Raw genomic sequence first — 21,387 nt, forward strand, 5'->3', positions numbered from 1 at the left:
ACGAACTATTCCGGATTTTCTTCAGTCTTCTCTACCCAAAAATTGTTGAATCCCTCCCCCAGTTTGAGGGTAACTTGGGACAGTTGCAAAAGCTCCAAAATGGCCAGGAAGGTATAAATCACAAATATTTTGTCAGGCTTGTAAGCAATAAAATCTGTAAACGCCATGCGACGTTTTAAACCTATCCGCTCCAGAACAAAGTTTTTTTGCTGGTCAATGGTATAAGGATACTGAACAACAGTATGTTTGGTATCATCAGTTCTTGAAGAATATTTGGCCATGACACGCTGAAAAACCTTTAAAATTTTGTAAAGGTCCAAATCCTGGATTTCCCGCTCCACATCTTCAGTTTTGCTCAGCTCCTTCAGTTCTTCCTGAATATTCCCTCTTTTTTTCTTAGAAAGCCGGTTTTCCTCCAAATCGGACAGCTCCCCGATCACTGATTTGTACTTTTTATATTCCAGTAAATGTCTGATCAGCTCCTCCCGGGGGTCAATTTCCTCCCCATTCTCATCCAACTCCGGCCTGGGAATCAACATTTTGGATTTTATTTTCATCAATGAAGCCGCCACCAATATAAATTCACTTGCCACTTCAATCTCCATTTTTTCCAACCGATGTATGTAATCAAGGAAATCAAGGGTGATTTTGGAGATGGGAATATCATAAATATCCAATTCGTCCCGCTCAATAAAGAACAGCAAAAGATCGAAAGGTCCTTCAAAAAGCGGTAATTTGATTTCGAAACTCACTGGATACTATTTATTTTGTATTATTTTTGCGGTCAAATTGAATTCAAAGATATTACATATATACAAAATTCAAGGTGTGACCGTTCAAAATCAATAAGAATTCTTATTGAGAAAAAGATTGGCTATATTAAAACAAAAGAATTGGGTCGGAGTTATCTAATTCTAAACACGACAATGGCATAATGTTGATACAACCTGGCAAATTTCTGGCTCAAATAAATTCCCCTGAGGATCTAAAAAAATTCCCCAAAGATCAATTGGTACAGGTCTGTGAAGAGTTGCGCCAGTATATCATTGACAGTGTATCCGTATATGGGGGCCATTTTGGGGCCAGCCTTGGCGTGGTGGAATTGACCGTTGCCCTCCATTATACCCTCAATACCCCCAAAGACCAATTGGTATGGGATGTGGGACATCAGGCTTACGGCCATAAGATCCTGACCGGAAGAAGGGAACAATTCCATACTAACCGATTATACAAAGGGGTATCCGGCTTTCCCAAAAGAAGTGAAAGCCCTTATGACAGTTTCGGCGTGGGGCATTCAAGCACCTCCATATCTGCGGCCCTGGGAATGGCCATGGCATCCAAATATTCAGGTGATGCCCTTAAACAACATGTAGCCGTCATTGGTGATGGAGCCATGACTGGTGGAATGGCTTTCGAAGCAATGAACCATGCTGGCGTTTCGGACACCAACATGATCATTATCCTCAATGATAATTGCATGTCCATCGATCCCAATGTGGGTGCCTTAAAGGATTATCTGACCGACATCACCACCTCCCAGATTTACAACAAGGTAAAAGATGAGCTTTGGAGAATTTTGGGGAAATTCAGCAAATTTGGATCCAGCGCCCAAGAGGTGATCTCAAAAGTTGAAGGGGCTGTAAAATCAGCCCTGTTAAAGCAAAGTAACCTTTTTGAATCCCTTAACCTGAGGTACTTTGGCCCCGTGGATGGTCATGATGTCACCCACTTGGTGGAAGTTCTCAATGATCTAAGAAAAATACCAGGTCCGAAGATTTTACATTGTGTTACGCTCAAAGGAAAAGGATATGGCCTGGCCGAAAAGGACCAAACCAAATGGCATGCCCCAGGGAAATTTGACAAAATTACCGGGGAAATCGCCAAAAAAGTGCACGACACCCCTCAGCCACCAAAATACCAGGATGTTTTTGGACATACTTTGGTAGAGCTGGCTGAGAAGGATGAAAAGATAATGGGCATTACCCCTGCTATGCCATCGGGATCTTCCATGAACATCATGATGAAAGCCATGCCTGAAAGGGCATTTGATGTAGGCATTGCTGAACAGCATGCGGTAACATTTTCTGCTGGGTTGGCCACCCAAGGCATGAAGCCTTTTTGCAATATTTACAGCACCTTTATGCAAAGGGCCTATGACCAGGTAGTCCATGATGTATGCCTTCAAAATCTTCCCGTGGTTTTCTGTCTGGACCGGGCTGGATTTGCAGGTGCTGATGGACCAACCCACCATGGAGCCTATGATTTGGCTTATTTCCGCTGTATCCCCAACCTGGTGGTCAGTGCCCCGATGAATGAAGAGGAGTTGCGTAATATGATGTATTCGGCCAGCAAATATGATGGGCCCTATTCCATCCGTTATCCCAGGGGCCAGGGGGTCATGGCTGATTGGAAAACGCCTATGTGTGAAATTCCAACCGGTCAGGGAAGGATCGTTAAAGAAGGGGAAGAAGTGGCCATCTTAACCATAGGCCATATTGGCAACTATGCAGTGGAAGCTTGTGAGATGCTGGAAAAAGAAGGATTGAATCCTGCCCATTTCGACATGCGGTTTGTCAAGCCATTGGATGAAGAATTGCTCCATGAAATTTTCCGCAAGTTCAAGAAAGTGGTGACCGTTGAGGACGGTTGTTTGTTGGGTGGATTTGGATCAGCCATTTTGGAATGGATGATGGATCACAATTATCAATCTCAAATCAAAAGGTTGGGCATCCCCGATAGAGTGGTAGAACATGGAACCCAATTAGAACTTCATAAGGAATGTGGTTTTGACCCGCGGGGAATTGCCAAAGCTGTCAAAAAAATGGCTCATTTGAATTTAGCCTAGTTCTTTAAGGCCCTGGGTTTTCAAATAATTTTTTTTAGAGAATTCTGTAATCATTCCAGGTAATCCCTGGGCCCCAGGTATTAAGTACAATGTACAAAGATTGGATTGGGGAAAGTATTTGTTATTTGGAGTATGGGGCATTTTGGAAGCCCATATTAACCTGAAAACTTAAACCACTGATTTTTTTATTATTCGTGGTGCCAGATACTGACCGTAAAAACACAATACTCATTACTCAGGACAAAAGACTACAATTAGCTAAAAGGTGGATTTCCACAAAATATCCATTAATTTGGTAACTATTCAACTTAAAAAAGAACACCAAAAATGGATATCCATTATACCGACAAAGGACATGGGAAACCCGTTATTTTTATCCATGGATTTTGTGAAACCAAGGAAATGTGGGGAGCATTTGAAGAAGCTCTTTCCCCTTATTACCGGATAATCTGCCCCGATTTGCCAGGTTTCGGAGAAACCCGCTGGCACCAGGAAGAAATTACATTGGAAGAAACAGCCGCCATTCTCGAACATTGGATCAAGTCCCTCCAACTGGAAAAACCAAAAGTCATTGGCCATTCCCTTGGGGGGTATGTTACTTTGGCTTTGGCTGAACTGATGGATAATCAATTGGGCGGAATTGGGCTTTTTCATTCTACAGCCTATGCAGATGATGAGGAAAAAGTCGGGGTTAGGAACCGGACTTTGACCTTTGTGGAAAAACATGGAGTGCAAAAATTTGTCGAGTCTTTTGTCCCTCCACTTTTCTCAGAGCCCCACCGGGAAAATATGAAAGACACCATCGATCAGGTAGTCCAGTGGGCCAAAACCACCACATATGAAGGTCTAGTCTCCTTTACTAAAGCCATGAGGGACAGAAAAGACCGTATGGACGTGTTAAGAGAATTTCCCGGCAAAAAGCTGATGATAGCCGGGCTAATGGATGGAGCGGTAAAAATAGAGTCCAGCAAACAGCATCAAGGTTATGTGGATGATTATCATGAACTGCCAGAAACCGGCCATATGGGTATGTTTGAAATGGAAAAAGAAACCATTCAGATTGTTAAGGATTTTCTGGAAAAGTAAATAATCATTTGACTTTCTTCTGGGATAAAAGGTCCACGAATTGTCACTAATAAAGTTTTATATGAAAAAGGCCTTCCTGGCTTTGAAACCCAAGAAGGCCTTTTTTACTTTTTGGAGCTTATTCCCTAATTAAAATTTCACATTTACACCTGCCATAAAGTTAATTCCGGCCATAGGGTAGTAATAATTCTCAGTAACCAATTGCCTGCTTCCTTCTGATTCACCAGGGACATAATAGCTAAAGGTATAACCATTGGGTTCGTATTCTTGATCCAATAAGTTATTTACTTTGACATTAAATTCCAGGGCTTTGACAAACCTGGGCCTAAGAGTATAACTCAACCTTAGGTCATTAGTAATATAGGCATCCAATTTCCTGTTTTCGTTTTCTGTGTTGTCCAGGTATTGGTCACCCACATATTTATTGAGCAAACTGATTTCCAAATTGTCCACCGGTTTAAAATCAATAGTGGCAGACCCTACTATACTTGGAGAAAAAGCAATTTCCGTATCTGTGTATGTAAAGGATTCCTGCTGAAATTCTTCAGCTGCATAATCATCCACATACTCGGTAAATTCGTCAATTTTATTTCTACTGAAGGCAATATTACCTCCTAAGGTCCAAGCAGGGGAAAGGCGTACAGCTCCATTTAATTCCACACCAGCACGATAAGAGCTTTCCACATTTTCCCTGATATAAGCCCCTACATCATTGATCTGGCCGGTAAGGATCAGCTGGTCCTTGTATCCCATATAGTAGAAATTGGCATTATAGCTATAATTTCCTTTTTGGGCCCTAATACCAGCCTCCACATTGTTAAGTCTCTCCGGACGGGGGATTTCAGTAATGGGGTTATCCGTAAAATCACTTCTTACAGGTTCGCGATTGGCAACGGCATAAGAAGCATACCAGGTTTCACCCTCTCCGGTTTCATAACTTAGACCTACTTTGGGGTTGAAGAAATCATAACTTTCTTCTCCATCCAAAACTCTCCTGTCATCATTGATCCCTTCAAAGGTGTAATCAATCTGACGGAATTGAAGGTCACCAAACAGATAAAGTCTTTCCTTAACTTCATAAGTTGCTTTCAGATAAATATTGCGGTCATCTTTTACTGCATTATTATCATAATACCTGTCTCGGATATCGGTATCTCCGGCAATCCTGGCCCAGATAATTTCACCATAATGATCCCCGTCGTAGCGGTTGGCACCACCGCCAAGGATCAAATCCCAAAGCCCATCATCTGAAACATAGTTAAAGGAAAAGACACCTCCATAGAAGTCATTATCAAGCCATCTTCTCCTGATAATATCCGTGCTCTCGATGGTCTCTCCACCAATCACAACCGGGTCAAGCCCATAACTGGAAAAGTCATCATCCTCACGGTATTGCTCATAATAGCCCCTTCCATAGGTATAGTGCAGGGCTGCATTGGCTTTCCAATTATCTCCATATTTCCCGGTATAAATGAATTGATAATGATCCTGCTGGTAATTATCAGTTTCATTTTCATAGGTATAATAATTGTCTGTCCTGTCATTTTCCAGTTTGGATTCAGGAAGTCCCCACCAGGATTGATAGGTTTGCTCGTTTCCGGAAAATACATTGACTTTAAAAACATGGTCATCGCCATAATAACCACCTGACAAATAATAACTTTTCAGGTCAGAAAAAGCCCTATCGACATAGCCATCAGAGGTGATTTTTGACAGGCGGGCATCCACCGTCCACCTGTTGTTGAGGAGGCCAGTTCCTGCTTGGACGGTATGCTTCCAGGAATTGAAGGAGCCAAAGGAATTGGCTACCTCTCCATAAGCTTCTTCTTTTTTTGTATCTGTCTGAATGTTCATGCTGGCCCCAAAAGTGGCGGCTCCATTGGTGGAAGTCCCCACCCCCCTTTGGATCTGAATATTGTCAACAGAACTGGCAAAATCCGGCATATTTACCCAGAAAACACCATGGGATTCCGCATCATTGAGGGGAATTCCATTTACCGTTACATTGATTCGGGTCTGGTCAGATCCCCGGATACGAAGGCCGGTATAACCAATTCCTGCTCCTGCATCAGAGTGGGTGACTACTGAAGGTGTATATTTTAAAAGGATGGGCAAATCCTGCCCCAAGTTATTTTTATCCAACTCTTCATTAGTTATGACCTGAAAGGTGGTGGGAGTCGTTTCTGAAGCCCTGGTAGCAGAAACAATAAACTCCTCTGTCAATAGTGTGCTGGGTGCCAAATGGATTTCCACATCTTCAATCGGAACCTCTATTTCCGTCCTAATGGTTTGATAACCGATATAAGACACTTTTAATTGATAAGTTCCACTTGGCACATTCCGGATGTGAAAATCCCCCTGCAGATCAGAAGTACTTCCCCTTCCGGTGCCTTCCAGGATGACATTGGCTCCTATCAACTCTTCTCCAGTTTCCGCATCAATGATGCTTCCACTCACGTTGTTTTGGGCAAATGCGCCAATGGCCACCAATGAAAATATGGCGGTCAATAATAAGCTTTTCATAATAACAATGATTTTTTTGGTTAAACAAGAAGAAATCAAAAGGGGCGATTCCTCCATTATTTGTTTACCCTTTTTCCATAGAAAATGGAATTTTCCCTTCGCCGGCACTACCCGGATCAGGTGATATGGGTATGATCTCAGCCCGTGGTATTCAGGCACCCCTTGTAATCGATCGTTTCTAATGCAAAGTTAGAAGGAATAATTTAGAATGTAAAAAGCAATTTTAACAGCTTAACCCTCCATTAATGTGATGGACACATATGATCTTCAATTTTTTTAATTCATAGAAGGAATTTCTGAGTTATTCGGGAATTAAGTTATTGAGTATCGCTTCTCATCAAGCTATTCAAGAATTTTAAAGCCTCGAAGAGCTCTCCTTCTCCTCCTCAAGAGTCCGGATTTTCCAATAACTAAATAACCCATTAACCAATTTCTACAAATACCTTCCCCGTAAATTCAATAAGCTAGAAACCAAATCCTAAAAAAGTTAAAATTCTAGTTACTATTGTCTTCAGCAAATACCTTTTTCAAAAAGCCATCCATATATCCAACTGTCGTATCCACCCAGGGCTCAAAAAGCCAAAAAGGATGCATTTTTACATCAAATTCATATACCTCATGGTAAATGCCATAATCTTCCAGCATTTCCACCATTTCTGCCTGACCTGCATGAAAACGGGGAAAACCGCTGTTAACAAATAAGGTAGGCACAGAATTTTCATCCACCCAATACCCTGGAGATGCTTCTTTCCAGATTGCTGGCACTTGAGTAAAGGTTCCGCCCAACCAAAATGCATCCGGGGAATCAGGACTTCTTGGGCTTTTCAAAGACAATGGAGCCAAAAAGTTAATTGCGCCATCAATATCCATAATGGCTTGCACTTCACTTGAATATTCCTCCCAGCCCTGCTTGCCTTCCATTTTATCCACATTATTGGTCAACCCTACTAAAGATGCCAATTGGCCTCCAGCAGAACAACCAGAAATTGCTATTCTGTCCGGATTAATTCCATACTGGTCAGCATGAGCTCTGGTCCAGCGAATTGCAGACTTGATATTATGGACAGCAGCTGGATATTTGGCTTCCAGGGAAAGTTGGTATTCCACACAAATGGTAACAAAGCCTTTTTTGGCCAACTTTTTGGCCATGGGTACCTGCAGGGATTTGTCCCCCGACCTCCATCCTCCACCATGGATTAGGAGAATAACTGGAAGATTTTGGGAGGACTCCGGGTAAAAAATATCTAAATGAAGCGGCCTATCTCCATAAGGGGTATCTTTTAGAACAGTATAAACCACATCCCTATCTTCTCGTACTCCTTCAGGAAGTTCATCCTTCGCCAGTTTTGCCTGTGGAAAATCTCCTTTTATTTTCTCCCAAACTGCCTGGGCATTATAGGAGGTATCTCTGGGAATGGTCTTTTGTTGGGACCAGCCATTGGTGCAGCAAAGGGAGATAAAAAGGGCAGTTAAAAGTAAGTTCAGTTTCATTAGGGGTAAAATCCATTTAGTGAAATAAATTCATTTCATCCATCCAAGTCTCACAGATGGCTGTCCATTGGTTGGCAGATCCGGGATTATTTCTAAGGGCAATGCTATGACCACCTTGTGGAAATATATGAAGACTGGCATTGACACCTTTTTCTTTTAGGGCAATATAATATAGGATACTATTCATGGAGCTTACAACGGGATCATTATCAGCATGAACAATAAAAGCTGGTGGTGTATTTTCTTTTACCTGTTTTTCACTGGAAAACTTACTGACCAATTCCTCACTAGGGTTTTCGCCCAATAAGGCCTCCCGGCTGCCCTCATGGAAATGTTCTATCATACTTACCACAGGTGAAACCAATATTTGGAAATTGGGCAAAAACCCCTGAGCATCCAAAGAATCGCCAATTCCAGCATAATCATTTTCCAGGGTACTTAAGGTTGTCGCCACATTTCCCCCAGCAGAACTTCCATAAACCCCAACTTTTTGAGGGTCAATTCCCCAATCCTTTGCCCTAGCCCTAATAATTTTCATGGCCCTTTGCGCATCCTGAAGGGAACCATAGGCAGGCTTGATCAAATCCGGGGAGGTGGGCAGTCTATGTATCAGCACAAATGCATTTACTCCTATGGTATTGAACCATTTGGCAATTTGTAAACCAGCGATGTTATAGGTTAACTTTTGGTAACCTCCCGGAGGGCAAATCAAAACTGCACTTCCCGTATTTTCTTCATTTGAAGTGAAAAAAGCATATAGCCCAGGTTGGTCCACCTGGGTTATCCTCTCCCTTTCCTCAACCCGTTTCAATTTCAAACCCTTGGAGTTAGGCATTTTGCCTTTTGGCCAAATTGGGATATAATCCTGGGAATAAGACGGACCAGCTATCAAAAAAAGTAAAAAATAAAACGGTAAGGCTTTCAAATTTTTTAGATCCATAATTGAACTTAAAGTTAGGTTAAAATTATAAGTCCAAAATTTAAAAAGAAAGAGCTGCAGAAACAGCTCTTTCAAAAATTAAACTAAAGGAATTAGTGGTTTATAGGTTTAATTTAAATGATTAATTATAGTGATCGTTTTGCTGGAATTCTTCTTTATTTTGGACCACATCCAATTCTACCTGAGGAATTGGCCTAACCAAATGATAAGGTTCAACATTGGCTGCAGCAGCTACATTGTACTTATCCAATCGCTCAATTAACTTTCCGGTCCTCTTCAGGTCAAACCACCTGAGCTGTTCACCCACAAACTCCCGGGCTCTTTCGTCCAAAATAAAGTCAATATTCACCTGATCAGCTGTAATTCGCATAGCTGCTTCTTCACCTGGGTAAGCGGCACGCTCACGGACCACATTGATATAATCTGCGCCAGCCTGATTATTTCCCAGCTTCATGCTAGCTTCCGCTGCAATCATGTACATTTCGGCTAGTCTGAAAACGATAGCATCCCGCTTACTTTCTATCACCCCTTCTGCTGAACGGGTATCATCATTAAATTTTTTCATGTGGTAGTACATGGTCTTGTCACCACCCAAGGTTCCATCCGCATTGTAGATATCATTCAAATCCAGGATTTCATAGGACTTGGAAGCTTTATACTCAGGGTCCAAAACTTTATTGGCCACATACAAGACAGTATCTCCCAACTGCATTCCTTCCGGAAGGTTGCCTTCATCATTTGCCAGCCAAGTATCCCTGAATGTACCTTCATATCTGGCGTCAATTTCATCGTTATAAAGTTCAATCAGATATCTTGAAGGGGCAAGTTGATTAAGAGGACGGTCATATTCCAAAGAAAACCTAAGCCCAGGCCTTGCATTATAATAATATGGGGTAAAGTAAAGGTGTCCATGATGCCCCCCTTCCCATAACCACATATATCCAAGTGCATCACCTCTGGGAACATCATTTAGGTTATTATCTGCCGCATAATTTACAAACCAGATAGCCTCAGGATTTAAATTGGCATCGGAGTTTTCCATGTTCCACATGGTGGTGTAATCTTCATTTAACTCAAAGTCGTAATCATTGATTAACTTTTCGGCCATATTCAAAGCCTCCTGGTTCATACCTCTTGTCAAATAAATCCTTGCCAGAAATGCCTCCACAGCTGGTTGAATCACCCTTCCACCCCCTGGGGTCACCTGGCCTTCCAAGTTGGTCAATGCAACTTCAAGGTCACTGAAAATCAAGTCATACACATCATTTACAGGTGCACGGGTAGCTTCCAATTCTGGGGAAGAGGTTTCCTGAGTCCTAATGGGAACTGGCCCAAAAGTCTCTACAAGATGATAGTAATAAAATGCTCTAAGGAAATGAACCTCACCCAATCGAAGCGTTTTGGTTGACTCACTTAATGGGGAACCAGGAATCCTTTCAATGGCAGCATTACAAGAATTGATACCCTTATAAGTTGCGCTCCAAATGTGTTCAATTGGTTTTTCAGATCCTTGCAAATTGGAGTTGTAAGTATGAAATCCAATGTATCCGGTACCCCAACCTGCCATTAAAAATTGGTCAGTGCCGGCTTCGGACAGCAAATAACCGGAAAACTTTCCGTACCATTTACGAGTAACCGTATAGCTGGCATTAACGAGACTTTCAATCCCTTCCTCCGTGCTATAAAGTGCATCTGCTGTTGTGGTACTGATAGACTCTTCTTCCAGAAAACTTTCGCAAGAAACGGATAGAAGAACTGTTATTGATAATATGAATAATTTTAAAGTTTTCATGCCTATACATTTTTGGTTTGACATTCCTGTTAAAATTGGATATTCAATCCAAATACAAGTTGTTTAGTAAGTGGGAAGGTAGCCGAACCCCCTCTCTCTGGATCGTAATCCTTCAACTTTGAAAAGGTGAAGAAATTTTTGGCCGTAGTATATACTGATACCCTATCAGTATGTAAGAAATCCGTGGCCACCTTAGGCAAGTTATAAGCGAGCCTAACTTCTTTAATTTTAAGGAATGAACCATCTATATAGCCAAGTGTCGAGATGTATTGGTCATTACCCAAAACAGGCCTTGGATAGGCATTGGTTGGGTTTTCTGGGGTCCAATAGTCCACATAAGGAGTATTTTGGATACCTCCGGTATAATACATCTTTCTAAATTCATGATCGATCATCTGCCCTACCCTGGCATAAACCAACACTGACATGGAGAAATTTTTATAAGAGAAATTGTTGGTCATACCTGCAGTCCACTTTGGAGATGCCTGACCCAAAATTACGCGGTCATCTGCAGCGGAAATATTTCCATCATTGTTTTGATCTTTTACCTTGATTTCTCCAGGTTGCTTATCAAAAGTTTCTGCAACATCTGCTTCATCAGATTGCCAGATACCAACTTTTTCGTAATCATAAAATACATTAAGTGGCTCACCCACAAACCAGGCATTAGACACGTCATCTCCACCGGCACTGAGTTCCAGGATTTTTTCCTTAACCGAAGAAAAGTTCATGCTAGTACTCCAGCTGAAATCATTGGTATTTATATTTCTGGTGGTAATCTGAAGGTCAATACCCTTTGTTTCTGTTTTACCAATATTGGCAATAATGGAGTTATAACCTGTCAAAGCAGGCAATATACTTTGCATCAGCAAATCACTGGTTTCAGTTTGATAAACATCAACGGAACCATAAATCCTGTCATTCAAAAAGCCGAAATCCAAACCTAAGTTTTTGGTAGCGGTAGTTTCCCAGCCAAGGTCCTTATTAGGAATCATGGTAGGCATATAACCAAAGGCAGGATTTTCATTGAAGGCAAAATTCAATTTGCTTACTCCTCCTTGTGTCTGGTAAGGAGCAATGGCACTGTTACCGGAAACACCATAACTTACCCTGGTTTTCAAATCAGACAACCAGGATACATTTTGCATAAATGGCTCCTCTTTTAACCTCCAGGCCAAGGCAACAGAAGGGAAGTAGGCCCATTTTTTACCATCAGCCAATACTGAAGACCCATCTGCCCTCAAAGAAGCGGTTAATAAGTATTTTTCCAAAAACTTATAATTCACCCGGCCAAAGAAGGAAGCCAGTTGGCTTTCGGTTAGATTACTAAAAGTCCTAATGTTATCAGTATTGGTATTCAGGTTATAGAATAAGGAAGATTCAAAAGCCTGATTTCTACCTTCACCGGATAGGTTGGTGGTACGGTAATTCAAAATACTGTTACCTACCATCATATCCAGGCTGTGATCACCTAACCCCAATTTGTAGTTCAGTACATTTTCCCAGGTTAGGTTTCTATTTAAAGTATTCGCAAGAGAGGACTTGGAAAAACCATTATTATTAATTGACCAAGTAGATTTGGAACCTTCAAAAACACCTTGTTGGCTATTTTGGATATCCATTCCAATGTTTGACCTTAGATTAAGGTTGTCAATGATTTTCCAATCTACATTACCCACCAAAAACACCCTGTTACTTTTGGTATTATTGTAATAGTTTTCTTTTTGCTCATCAAATAATGGATTCAAATTAAGGTTACCTGGAAAAGGCATCTCCTTTAAAGTTCCATCTTCATTATATGGTTGTCCAGTGGGAAGCAACTTGATAAGGTTCCAAAAACTGGTGTTTCTGGTATCCCGGTCTGAAACATTAAAGTTAAGGGCTGCACCCACTTTTAAATTATCCAGAATCTTATGGTCAAAATTGATTCGTTGAACGAAACGCTTTAACTGGTCATTTTTTACCAATCCGGTCTCTTTGAAATATTCAGAAGATAACCTAAAGGAGGATTTTTCATTACCCCCGGAAATGGCCAGGTGGTGACTCTGGATTTTGCCATCATGAAGCATTAATGCAGGCCAATCGGTATCAATACCCTGTTGGATGTTGGCATAGTTGGATCCAAAAATGGTCTCATCATCTTCTGGGCCAGACCATTCCCCTGCAGCTTCAAAAGCCTCCCGGGTCATTTCAACATACTGTTCGGTATTGGCAAACTTCCTATAATCTGTAAGGGCATTCACCCCATAATAATTATTCAGCTCAACCTTAGTCTTACCTTTTGCACCATCCTTGGTGGTGATAATGATAACCCCATTGGCCCCTCGGGATCCATAAATTGCTGTAGAAGAGGCATCTTTTAAGACCTCTACAGATTTGATATCGTTGGGATTGATATCGATATAGGAACCATACTGGATTCCATCCACCAAAATAAGCGGGGCATTTGAAGCATTCAAAGACCTGTTTCCCCTAACTGTAAAGTTCAAACCTGCTCCCGCCTGACCACTGCTTCTGGTGATGTCAAGCCCGGAAACACGGCCTTGCAAAGTTTCCAAAGCATTAGTTGCGGGGATATTCACCAAATTGTCCGCATCAAGGGAAACCACAGAACCTGTAAGGTCGCTCTTTTTCATGGTTCCATAACCTACCACGACTACCTCTTCCAGGGCTTGCAGATCTTCCTTTAATACAATATCGATTTTAGATTGATTGGCAACGGTAACCTCTTGAGATACAAACCCCACAAAACTATAGGTCAGAACATCCCCTTGTTCCACATTGATCTGGTAATTACCGTCAATATCTGTAACCGTACCTCTGGTTCCACCTTTGACACGGACAGTTACCCCAGGAATGGGCATGCCAGTCTCATCGGTAACTGTTCCACTGATGTCAACGATTGCCTTTTCAGAAATAATCTCATCCAAGCTTTTCTCATTTTCCTTTTTTCGAACCACATGGATATTATCATTGATCCTAAGGAATTTTAAGTCGGTATGTCCGGAAATTTCCTTTAGCACATCAGTCATCTTCCCATTTGGGATATCGATGGACATTTTTTCGTCTGTCACTTTTTGGAAACTCTCATTATAAGAGAACTTCAAATTGGATTGTTGCTCCAATGCCTCAAAAACTTGCTTTAGAGGCAAATCTTCGACCTGTAAGGAAACACTAATCTCACTTAAACTCGCCCTTTGGGCATTACTCGTGTTGGCTAACAGTACAGCTGTAAAGAAAAGCTGTAAGACAAAACCAAACACAAAATATTTCGATAGCATAATAAATTGCCTAAGTATTCTTTTTTCCATATTTTAATGCTGTTTTGAGTTTTAACAATTCTTGAAATCAGTCTTTGCTAGATTTGGCGATTGACACAAAGACTGGGAAGGCAGCTTAACCCGCTGCCTTCCGCACTTAGGTTGAATTAGGGGTTTCTATATATTTCATGGTTTATTAAGGGTTTGGATTGATAATTACTTGATTTTTATCGATTTTATATTCAAACTCAGAAGTTGCACTGATTCCTTCCAAAACCCGCTCTAGGGTTTCATGGTAATACTGCCCAGTATAGGACCAATCTTTTTGAAGGGGTCGTTCCCGGATTATTTCAACACCATACCATTTTTCCAGTTTTCGTTTCACCTCTAAAAAATCATCCCCACGGAAAACCAAATATTTGTCTTTCCAGCCAATGGTCTCAAAAGGGTCAAATCCGGATTTGGAATACTCTCCGTCTTTTTGATAAGTGACCATTTCATTGGGTGATAATAAAACTTCTTTTCCTTTGGTATCTTTAACTGCCACCTTTCCTGAAACAAGGGCCACCGATACTTCCTCTTCCTTCTTCACATTAAAGGAAGTACCCAAAACTTTGATTTCAATTCCATCCACCTGGACAATAAATGGTTTCTCCTTGTTTTCTTCTACCTCAAAAAATGCCTCTCCTTCCAGGGCTACATACCTGATGGAGTCGTTGAATTTCTTGGGAAAGGTAAGTTTACTTTCAGAATTCAGGTGGACAATAGTTCCATCACTTAGCTTCATTTGTGATTTTTGTCCAGCCGGATTGACCTTAACAATTTGTTCCACTTTCTCCGGAGTCCCTTTTGAGGAGGGAAACATGGTTTTAAATCCAAAATAGGCACAAAAAAACACCAAAATCACCGCTGCAATCCGTCTCAATGCCAAGAAAACATTTCTTTGCTTTCTGCCTTTTGGTTCCTTTTCATCTTCCTCCAGGTCATGACTCAGGATAGATTCAAACAAATCAATATGCTCCTGATCACTGACTTTTAGTTCATCTTTATAATTCAGCGAATTGATGATATAAAAAGCCTCCATTACAGTCCCTCTCTTTTCGGGATTGTTTTCCATCCATCTTTGCCAAAAGTGTTCCTCTTCCTTATTGGAAGATTTGGCCCACCTTACAAAAAATTCATCGACGAGGAAATCCTCTATTTCAAATTCACTATATTTTTTCATAACTCAAATTCTATCAACAGCCCTCAGCTATTTTTGTCGGTCACCAAAATTGCCCTCATTTTAGCAACTGCCCTGTAAATAAGTTTCCGGGCTGATTTTACATGTTCAAGTTCCAGGATTTCTGCAATTTCCTTGTAGGATAGTTCTTCCCTGTACATCAAAAGGAGGGCTTCCCTTTGCCTTTTTGAAAGCTGGTTCAATGCATCTTCCAGCTTGGACCTCTTTTCCTCTGATACTTCCTGATTTATCATTTGGGATTCAGGAGACAATTCTACCGGGAAGAGATTATCATGTGGATTTTCAATTAGCGGATGACTTTTCTGCTTTTGCTTTAAAGCATCCAAAATAAGCCTATAGATGATTTTCATCAGGTAGGCTTTGATATTATGCACCTCAGGCAGCTCTTTCCTTTTCCTTCTAATTTTGATAAAAAGGGTATGAATGGCATCTCTGGCTAAATCCTGATCCCTAGAAACCTGATAGGCATAATTGTACAGGGCATTCATATATTGCCTGTAGATGTAATTGAATGCTGCTTCGTCTCCAAGCTTAAAAGCACTCCATACTTCGAAATCAGATTTTTCAGCATATACCATCAGAATTTTACGATCATGGAAATGCTCCACCTCTTTACCATTTTTGGAAAGATGCAGACGGTTATTTCTGGGTTCTTTCATCATTGTTATTCTGCAAAACTCTTCCTTTCTATAATAGCGACGTGCATATCACCCAAAATGACCCCAAAAAATTTTGTATTTTTTCACAAAAAGGACAATTTAATTTTAATACGCTGAAAATCTCATTTTTTTCACTCCTTAACTCGCTAGTTTTAAAACAACCGAACAAATTTACAACAATCTATTTACCAATGAATTAAAACAAAAAAGCAAGCATGATATATATCTATCATGCTTGCTTTGTGTCTCCAGGAACTTTAGCATTAAAGTTTAAAAACCTGATTGGATTACCTTAAAATGCCTGGGAATTTCAAAAAAAATGACTTCCCCAATCGCTACATCACTCCATAACTATCCCATACCATTCTTCACCTTTTGTATCTAATTGATCCGTTAGGCCCTCAAAGATTTTATCGATTGAATACTGATTGTTTTCTTGCTTATCTAATTGCACAGCCCAATCCACACTGTTTGATGCATCAGCTCCAGGACCTATTGATCCTCCTTCTGCATAAAAAACCGTTTTCTCATTTTCCGGATTGCCCCAATTATGCCACCTTTCTTCAGCAATGTGTGACCCCATTTCACAATTGATAAAAACAGTTTTGGCATGGGCTCTCCATGGCCTTCCCAAATATACTTTGTCCACTCCTTCGGCAGCGGTCAACTTACAATCTTTAAAAACATAGCCTTGTTTCACCCATTTTGGTGTCGAAGCGGCAGTGATATAGCTATTGCTCTTGGAATGAATCTCGCAGTTTTCGAATAATGCCGTACCCGATCCAAAAATAAAATCCGTAGTCCCCTCGATATAGCAATTTTTATAGTATTGTCTTTGGTTTTCCCCTGAGGCAAACATGGTATCCTGATTTCCCTTAAAATTGCAGTTTTCAAAAACCAATCGATCCCCATCTGCATGCAAGGCCACTGCTTGCCCAACAGATCCTGCTGAGTTTTCAATGGTCAGGTCTTTAAAAGTCAATGTATTCCCGGAAACCTTCAGCGTGTAAGATTCAAAGGTTCCTATTTTGCCCTTACCGGAAAAGTCATCATACACTATTTTGGTCTTTTCAGGTCCCTCCCCTTTAAAGGTCACATTCGTAACCGTTGCAGGAATCTCTAGCTTTTCCCTGTAAACCCCTTCTTTGATGTAAACCGTAATTGGCTCTGGCAAAAACACCCGGATAGCTTCTATGGCATCTGCCAAATAAAGAAAATCCCCTGTACCGTCCTTGGCTACAACAATATCCTCCTGAACCCTTCCTTTTAGGTTTTTGATTTTTCCATCCTTGGGATAATTGTTAACATCCTGAGCTAAAACTGAATTACTTAAAATTATCAGTAAACCTAATAACAGATATTGGCCCTTAAATAAAAAACCAAAAGTTAAACCTTTCATAATGTCTTTCATTTTATTTCCTTAAAACAAAAAAGATTCCTCCTTCAAACGAAGGAGAAATCTATGTTAGCAATAAACCCTCAATTATTAGATGAATAATTCTTCTTTTTTATCCTAAGGGATTAAAAACCGGTTTTTTACTCATCCTCTATAATAAAGAGGGGCTTTTCTACTAAAATGCCCCCAATTGGTTTTAATTATTTTTTAAAGAGCCAAGATTTAAATTGTCCACGGTCCAGGGTTGACAGTCGACGGTCGTCCGTGGACGGGCATACCCCGACACCGGTCATTTCAGCTGCTTCGCAAATTCCCTGGGCAACTCATTTACCGTTCTGATTTTAATTTCCTTGTAATACAATTCTGCTCCTTCTGATTGTAGTTGAATTTTCCCTTTTGTCAAAGTGACTCCTTGGCTTCCTTCAGGATATTGCTTCGAATTTTTCAACACCATCACCACTTTGCCATTGACGATATGATAAGCTTCCTCTCCGATACAAATCAACTCCAAATGATTCCATTTTCCATTGGGCTTTTCATAGTTATGGCTCTTTCGGCATCTTCTATATTTCGCATCGCTTTTGAAGGTCATGGTTTTTCCCTGGGGATCATATTTCCAAAATTCATCCCCATTTTCTGTAAAGGGAACTGCTTTAATATCCATGCTAACGCCTGCCAGTGGGTGGAAATCTCCACAATCCGATTCCTGAACCTGCATTTCGGGTGCCCTCATCCACACATTCCAAAACTGGCCATGGGGTTCCTGACAATGGTAAAGGATTCCACTATCCCTTTTGTCTTCCAAACGGGGAGCATATTTTTCCGTTCCCCATTTAAATTTTAAGCTAAGGTGATAGTTTTCATATTCTTTTTTGGTGCTAAGGCCACCATAAATTTCACCGGTAACTTTTAGGATTGGCTGGCCATTGTCCATTTTGACTGAAAAGACATTCAAGGGATCATTGTTCAGTCCCAATGGTTTTCCATTTTTTCCATCTCCCTTTTCAACTCCTTCTAATGGAACAGAATGATGGGGTACCCCCATAAATTTATCCCATTTGCTTAGGTTTTTGTCCAATAGCTGCTCCCAATTCTCCTCATAAACAGGAGAATATTTACGGTTGGATTCCGTTTTATTTTTTCCATTTCCAGGCCCTATGATCAGGAACGCCATCAAAATTGCAAATAAATTTATCATGGTAATATTTTTTTCTTTTGGTAAGGATTATCTAAAGATCCTCAATTACAAGACTTTTATTCACTTTAAATTGACCCTTGAGGACTTCTGTTGTGGTTGCATCAAGGGTACCGGTAAATCCTGGCTGCTCGCCCCCTACATATATTTCAAAAGTTCCATTTTCAATCACCCTTTTGGATTGCTTATTGATCATGGAAAGCTGTCTTGGTGTTAAGGTAAATTCAACTTCCTGACTTTGGCCCGGTTCAAGGTGAATCCTTTCAAATCCCTCCAATTGCCGAAGTGGCCTGAGAGTGGAGCCTTTCACATCCCTCAAATACAGTTGAACAACTTCATCACCATCCCTTTCTCCAACGTTCTTCACGCTTACACTCACCTTTAATTCTTCTCCTGCTTCAATTGCAGCAGGTAATTTCAAATCTGAATATTCAAATTCAGTATAGCTCAACCCATAACCAAATGGATACAAGGGCTGGCCGCCAAAATAACGATAGGTTCTACCCTCCATATCATAATCCTCAAAAGGAGGCAAATCATCAACAGACTGATAATAAGTTATCGGAAGTCTGCCTCCAGGATTGTAATCTCCAAAAATCACATCAGCCAGGGCATTGCCCCCTTCCTCGCCGGGATAACCAGCACTTAAAATGGCTTCCACATTATCCTTGGCCCAGTTTATTGCCAGGGCACTACCTGCGTTTAATACCAAAATAATAGGTTTTCCCGTTTGCTGAATGGCTTTTAACAACTCTTCCTGTTGCTTGGGAAGCCCTATGGAAATCCTGTCGCCGCCTTCAAATCCTTCTGCAGCAACATCCATACTTTCCCCTTCCAGCCTTTGGGATAGGCCTAAAACTACGATGGCTACATCTGATTTTTCAGTCAATTGGACGGCTTCCTGTACCTTGTTCTCATCGGTTCTGGCCCACAAAAGCTTGGCCAGGGCATTACTTTCATCACTATGGTACTCAACGGTAATTTTATACTTTTCCCCTTTTTCTAAATGAAGTTTTCCGGTAGCATAACGGCCTTCATGGACAGAACCTTTTCCATTGGAAATTTCTTTTCCATCTATCAAAAGCTTCATTCCCCTTTTGGAAAAAACAGCCAATTCAAAATCCCCATTAGAATGAGGGACAAGGTAGCCTTCCCACCTGATAGAAAAATTATCAATTAATTCCTTCGAGATTGGTTGATGCTGCCAGGAAAAATTGATTTGATCATCAATTCTCTCCAAGACAGGCTCCCCCTCCCATTTGGTATTATTAAAGTATTGAGCTTTTAGCCCCTGTTTACCATCCTCGGTTTGGAAATAAGCAGATGGAATGGGTTTCAAATTATGCACACCTTCTGCCAAATGGGCTCCTTCCGCATAAACCACTTCCACTTTTGGCCCAATTTTATTTTTGATCCCCTCAAGAAAAGTCACCGGATTTTTTGGGGTACCATGGTAATTGCCCAATAGGGATTCTTCATTATCTGCATTGGGTCCAATAACGGCAATTCGTTTTAGCTTTTCTTTGGATAAGGGCAAAAGGTTATTTTTGTTTTTCAACAAAACCATACTTTCCTGGGCTGCCTTTCTCGCCAGTGTATTATGGGCATCTGAGCAAACAATTCCAGTTGGAATTTGGGCAAACTCAACCTCCTCTGCAGGATCAAACATTCCCAACCTGAACCTGGCCAAAAACATCCTTTTAACTGCCGTATTGATCACTTCCTCAGTAACCAAGCCCTCTTCAACGGCCTCCATCAAATAAGCATAATAGCCTCCACAATTAAGGTCGCAACCACCTTTAATCCCTATGGCAGCGGCTTCCTGCTCACTGGAAGCCAGGTTATGTCCTGTGTGGATATCGCGGATGGCCCCGCAATCCGAAACCACATAACCATCAAAGCCCCAATCACCCCTCAAAACCTGATTGAGCAGGAAATCATGTCCACTGCAGGATTCCCCTCTGAAGCGATTGTAAGCTCCCATCACGGAATAAACCCCGGCGTCTTTTACCGTTTTTCTAAAAGCAGGGAAATAGGTTTCGTACAAATCCCGGTCACTTACATCAACATCAAAAGAGTGTCGCAATGGCTCCGGCCCGGAATGCACTGCAAAATGTTTGCTGGTAGCAATTGTTTTCAGGTATTTTTCATCATTGCCCTGAAGGCCAATAATAAATTGAGAGGCCAATTCCCCTGTCAAATAAGGGTCCTCTCCATAAGTTTCATGGCCCCTTCCCCATCGGGGATCCCTGAAAATATTGATATTTGGCGACCAAAAATCCAGACCTGTATAGATCCCTCTTTTATTATTTCTTACAAATTCATGGTGCTTAGCCCTGGCTTCATCTGAGACCACAGTGCCAATCTCTCCCATCAAAGCTTTATCAAATGAGGCCGCCACGGTAATAGATTGGGGAAAAACGGTGGCATAACCAGCCCTGGCAACTCCATGCAGGCATTCATTCCACCAATTATATTGTGGGACCTTCAATCTGGGTATGGCCTGAGCATCATTCATCAGTTGGCTGACCTTTTCTGATAAGGTCATCTGGTCAACAAGAATATCCACCCTTTCCTGAAATGGTTTTGAGGTGTCCAAAAAGGAAAAATCCGGCTCTGCGTCCTGGGCAATGGAAACGGAAACGTTGGTTAACAAAAAGGCCAATAAAAGTAGTAACGGAAATGGAAAGAATTTGAATTCTCTTTTTTGCACATCCTCAAGAGAATCTGCCTCCAAAACGGAATAATAAACGAGTTTCATTTTAGATTATGGGGTTTTTAATTGTTAATTAGCACGAAATATAAATGATCCCGAATCAAAAATAGATTTTGGATCCACTTTTTCGCTTATATTTTTACGTATTTTCCTCAATTAAAAAAAGGAACTGCAAAAGCAGCTCCTTCTCGAGTTTCAATTTCACAAGAAACAATTAGGGGTAAATTAAATAATTATTATT

General features: G+C 41.0%; 13 protein-coding genes and 1 riboswitch. Of the genes, 2 read left to right on the forward strand and 11 right to left on the reverse strand.

Translation table 11 applies throughout. The features are described 5' to 3' along the window. Positions 1–5 precede the first annotated feature (5 nt). Entirely contained in the window at positions 6–752 is a 747-nt protein-coding gene (locus QWY93_RS06180) for a segregation and condensation protein A (RefSeq protein ID WP_290247298.1), read from the reverse strand. Positions 753–934: 182 nt separating this feature from the next. On the opposite strand from QWY93_RS06180, the gene dxs reads away from it, so the two are divergent. Both dxs and QWY93_RS06190 read left to right on the forward strand, forming a co-directional pair. Next, the gene (dxs, locus tag QWY93_RS06185; protein ID WP_290247299.1) at positions 935–2,845 is read left to right on the forward strand and encodes a 1-deoxy-D-xylulose-5-phosphate synthase; all 1,911 of its coding nucleotides are present in this window, start codon (positions 935–937) and stop codon (positions 2,843–2,845) included. 327 nt (positions 2,846–3,172) lie between these two features. Continuing rightward, entirely contained in the window at positions 3,173–3,931 is a 759-nt protein-coding gene (locus QWY93_RS06190; RefSeq protein WP_290247300.1) for an alpha/beta fold hydrolase, read from the forward strand. A gap of 129 nt (positions 3,932–4,060) precedes the next feature. On the opposite strand, the gene QWY93_RS06195 is transcribed toward QWY93_RS06190, so the two are convergent. The 10 genes from QWY93_RS06195 to QWY93_RS06240 all read right to left on the reverse strand — a co-directional run bounded on the left by QWY93_RS06195 (position 4,061) and on the right by QWY93_RS06240 (position 21,191). Further along, the gene (locus QWY93_RS06195; RefSeq protein WP_290247301.1) at positions 4,061–6,454 is read right to left on the reverse strand and encodes a TonB-dependent receptor; all 2,394 of its coding nucleotides are present in this window, start codon (positions 6,452–6,454) and stop codon (positions 4,061–4,063) included. Positions 6,455–6,533: 79 nt separating this feature from the next. Beyond that, positions 6,534–6,627: riboswitch (TPP riboswitch) on the reverse strand. Positions 6,628–6,949: 322 nt separating this feature from the next. After that, positions 6,950–7,945, reverse strand: a complete 996-nt coding sequence (locus QWY93_RS06200) for an alpha/beta hydrolase (RefSeq protein WP_290247302.1) — start codon at positions 7,943–7,945, stop codon at positions 6,950–6,952. A gap of 16 nt (positions 7,946–7,961) precedes the next feature. Then, entirely contained in the window at positions 7,962–8,762 is an 801-nt protein-coding gene (locus QWY93_RS06205; protein WP_290247303.1) for an alpha/beta hydrolase, read from the reverse strand. 244 nt (positions 8,763–9,006) lie between these two features. Then, entirely contained in the window at positions 9,007–10,677 is a 1,671-nt protein-coding gene (locus tag QWY93_RS06210) for a RagB/SusD family nutrient uptake outer membrane protein (RefSeq protein ID WP_290247304.1), read from the reverse strand. Positions 10,678–10,706: 29 nt separating this feature from the next. Then, positions 10,707–13,988, reverse strand: a complete 3,282-nt coding sequence (locus QWY93_RS06215; protein ID WP_290247305.1) for a SusC/RagA family TonB-linked outer membrane protein — start codon at positions 13,986–13,988, stop codon at positions 10,707–10,709. 145 nt (positions 13,989–14,133) lie between these two features. Beyond that, the gene (locus QWY93_RS06220) at positions 14,134–15,162 is read right to left on the reverse strand and encodes a FecR family protein (RefSeq protein WP_290247306.1); all 1,029 of its coding nucleotides are present in this window, start codon (positions 15,160–15,162) and stop codon (positions 14,134–14,136) included. A 23-nt stretch (positions 15,163–15,185) separates the two neighbouring features. Continuing rightward, a complete protein-coding gene (locus tag QWY93_RS06225; RefSeq protein WP_290247308.1) occupies positions 15,186–15,842 on the reverse strand; it encodes an RNA polymerase sigma factor in 657 nt (218 codons plus the stop codon). A 337-nt stretch (positions 15,843–16,179) separates the two neighbouring features. Next, entirely contained in the window at positions 16,180–17,238 is a 1,059-nt protein-coding gene (locus QWY93_RS06230) for a pectinesterase family protein (RefSeq protein ID WP_290247310.1), read from the reverse strand. 286 nt (positions 17,239–17,524) lie between these two features. Beyond that, on the reverse strand, positions 17,525–18,433 hold the full coding sequence (locus QWY93_RS06235) for a 3-keto-disaccharide hydrolase (protein WP_290247311.1): 909 nt from the start codon (positions 18,431–18,433) through the stop codon (positions 17,525–17,527). A gap of 31 nt (positions 18,434–18,464) precedes the next feature. Further along, on the reverse strand, positions 18,465–21,191 hold the full coding sequence (locus tag QWY93_RS06240) for a glycoside hydrolase family 3 C-terminal domain-containing protein (RefSeq protein ID WP_290247312.1): 2,727 nt from the start codon (positions 21,189–21,191) through the stop codon (positions 18,465–18,467). Positions 21,192–21,387 lie beyond the last annotated feature (196 nt).

The sequence above is a fragment of the Echinicola jeungdonensis genome, assembly GCF_030409905.1.
GTDB lineage: Bacteria > Bacteroidota > Bacteroidia > Cytophagales > Cyclobacteriaceae > Echinicola > Echinicola jeungdonensis.

Bases quoted from the DNA above. Each gene is read 5' to 3' on its own strand.
- dxs (WP_290247299.1), top strand. From the start codon at position 935: ATGTTGATACAACCTGGCAAATTTCTGGCTCAAATAAATTCCCCTGAG.
- QWY93_RS06190 (WP_290247300.1), top strand. From the start codon at position 3,173: ATGGATATCCATTATACCGACAAAGGACATGGGAAACCCGTTATTTTT.
- QWY93_RS06195 (WP_290247301.1), bottom strand. From the start codon at position 6,454: ATGAAAAGCTTATTATTGACCGCCATATTTTCATTGGTGGCCATTGGC.
- QWY93_RS06200 (WP_290247302.1), bottom strand. From the start codon at position 7,945: ATGAAACTGAACTTACTTTTAACTGCCCTTTTTATCTCCCTTTGCTGC.
- QWY93_RS06210 (WP_290247304.1), bottom strand. From the start codon at position 10,677: ATGAAAACTTTAAAATTATTCATATTATCAATAACAGTTCTTCTATCC.
- QWY93_RS06215 (WP_290247305.1), bottom strand. From the start codon at position 13,988: ATGGAAAAAAGAATACTTAGGCAATTTATTATGCTATCGAAATATTTT.
- QWY93_RS06220 (WP_290247306.1), bottom strand. From the start codon at position 15,162: ATGAAAAAATATAGTGAATTTGAAATAGAGGATTTCCTCGTCGATGAA.
- QWY93_RS06225 (WP_290247308.1), bottom strand. From the start codon at position 15,842: ATGATGAAAGAACCCAGAAATAACCGTCTGCATCTTTCCAAAAATGGT.
- QWY93_RS06230 (WP_290247310.1), bottom strand. From the start codon at position 17,238: ATGAAAGGTTTAACTTTTGGTTTTTTATTTAAGGGCCAATATCTGTTA.
- QWY93_RS06235 (WP_290247311.1), bottom strand. From the start codon at position 18,433: ATGATAAATTTATTTGCAATTTTGATGGCGTTCCTGATCATAGGGCCT.
- QWY93_RS06240 (WP_290247312.1), bottom strand. From the start codon at position 21,191: ATGAAACTCGTTTATTATTCCGTTTTGGAGGCAGATTCTCTTGAGGAT.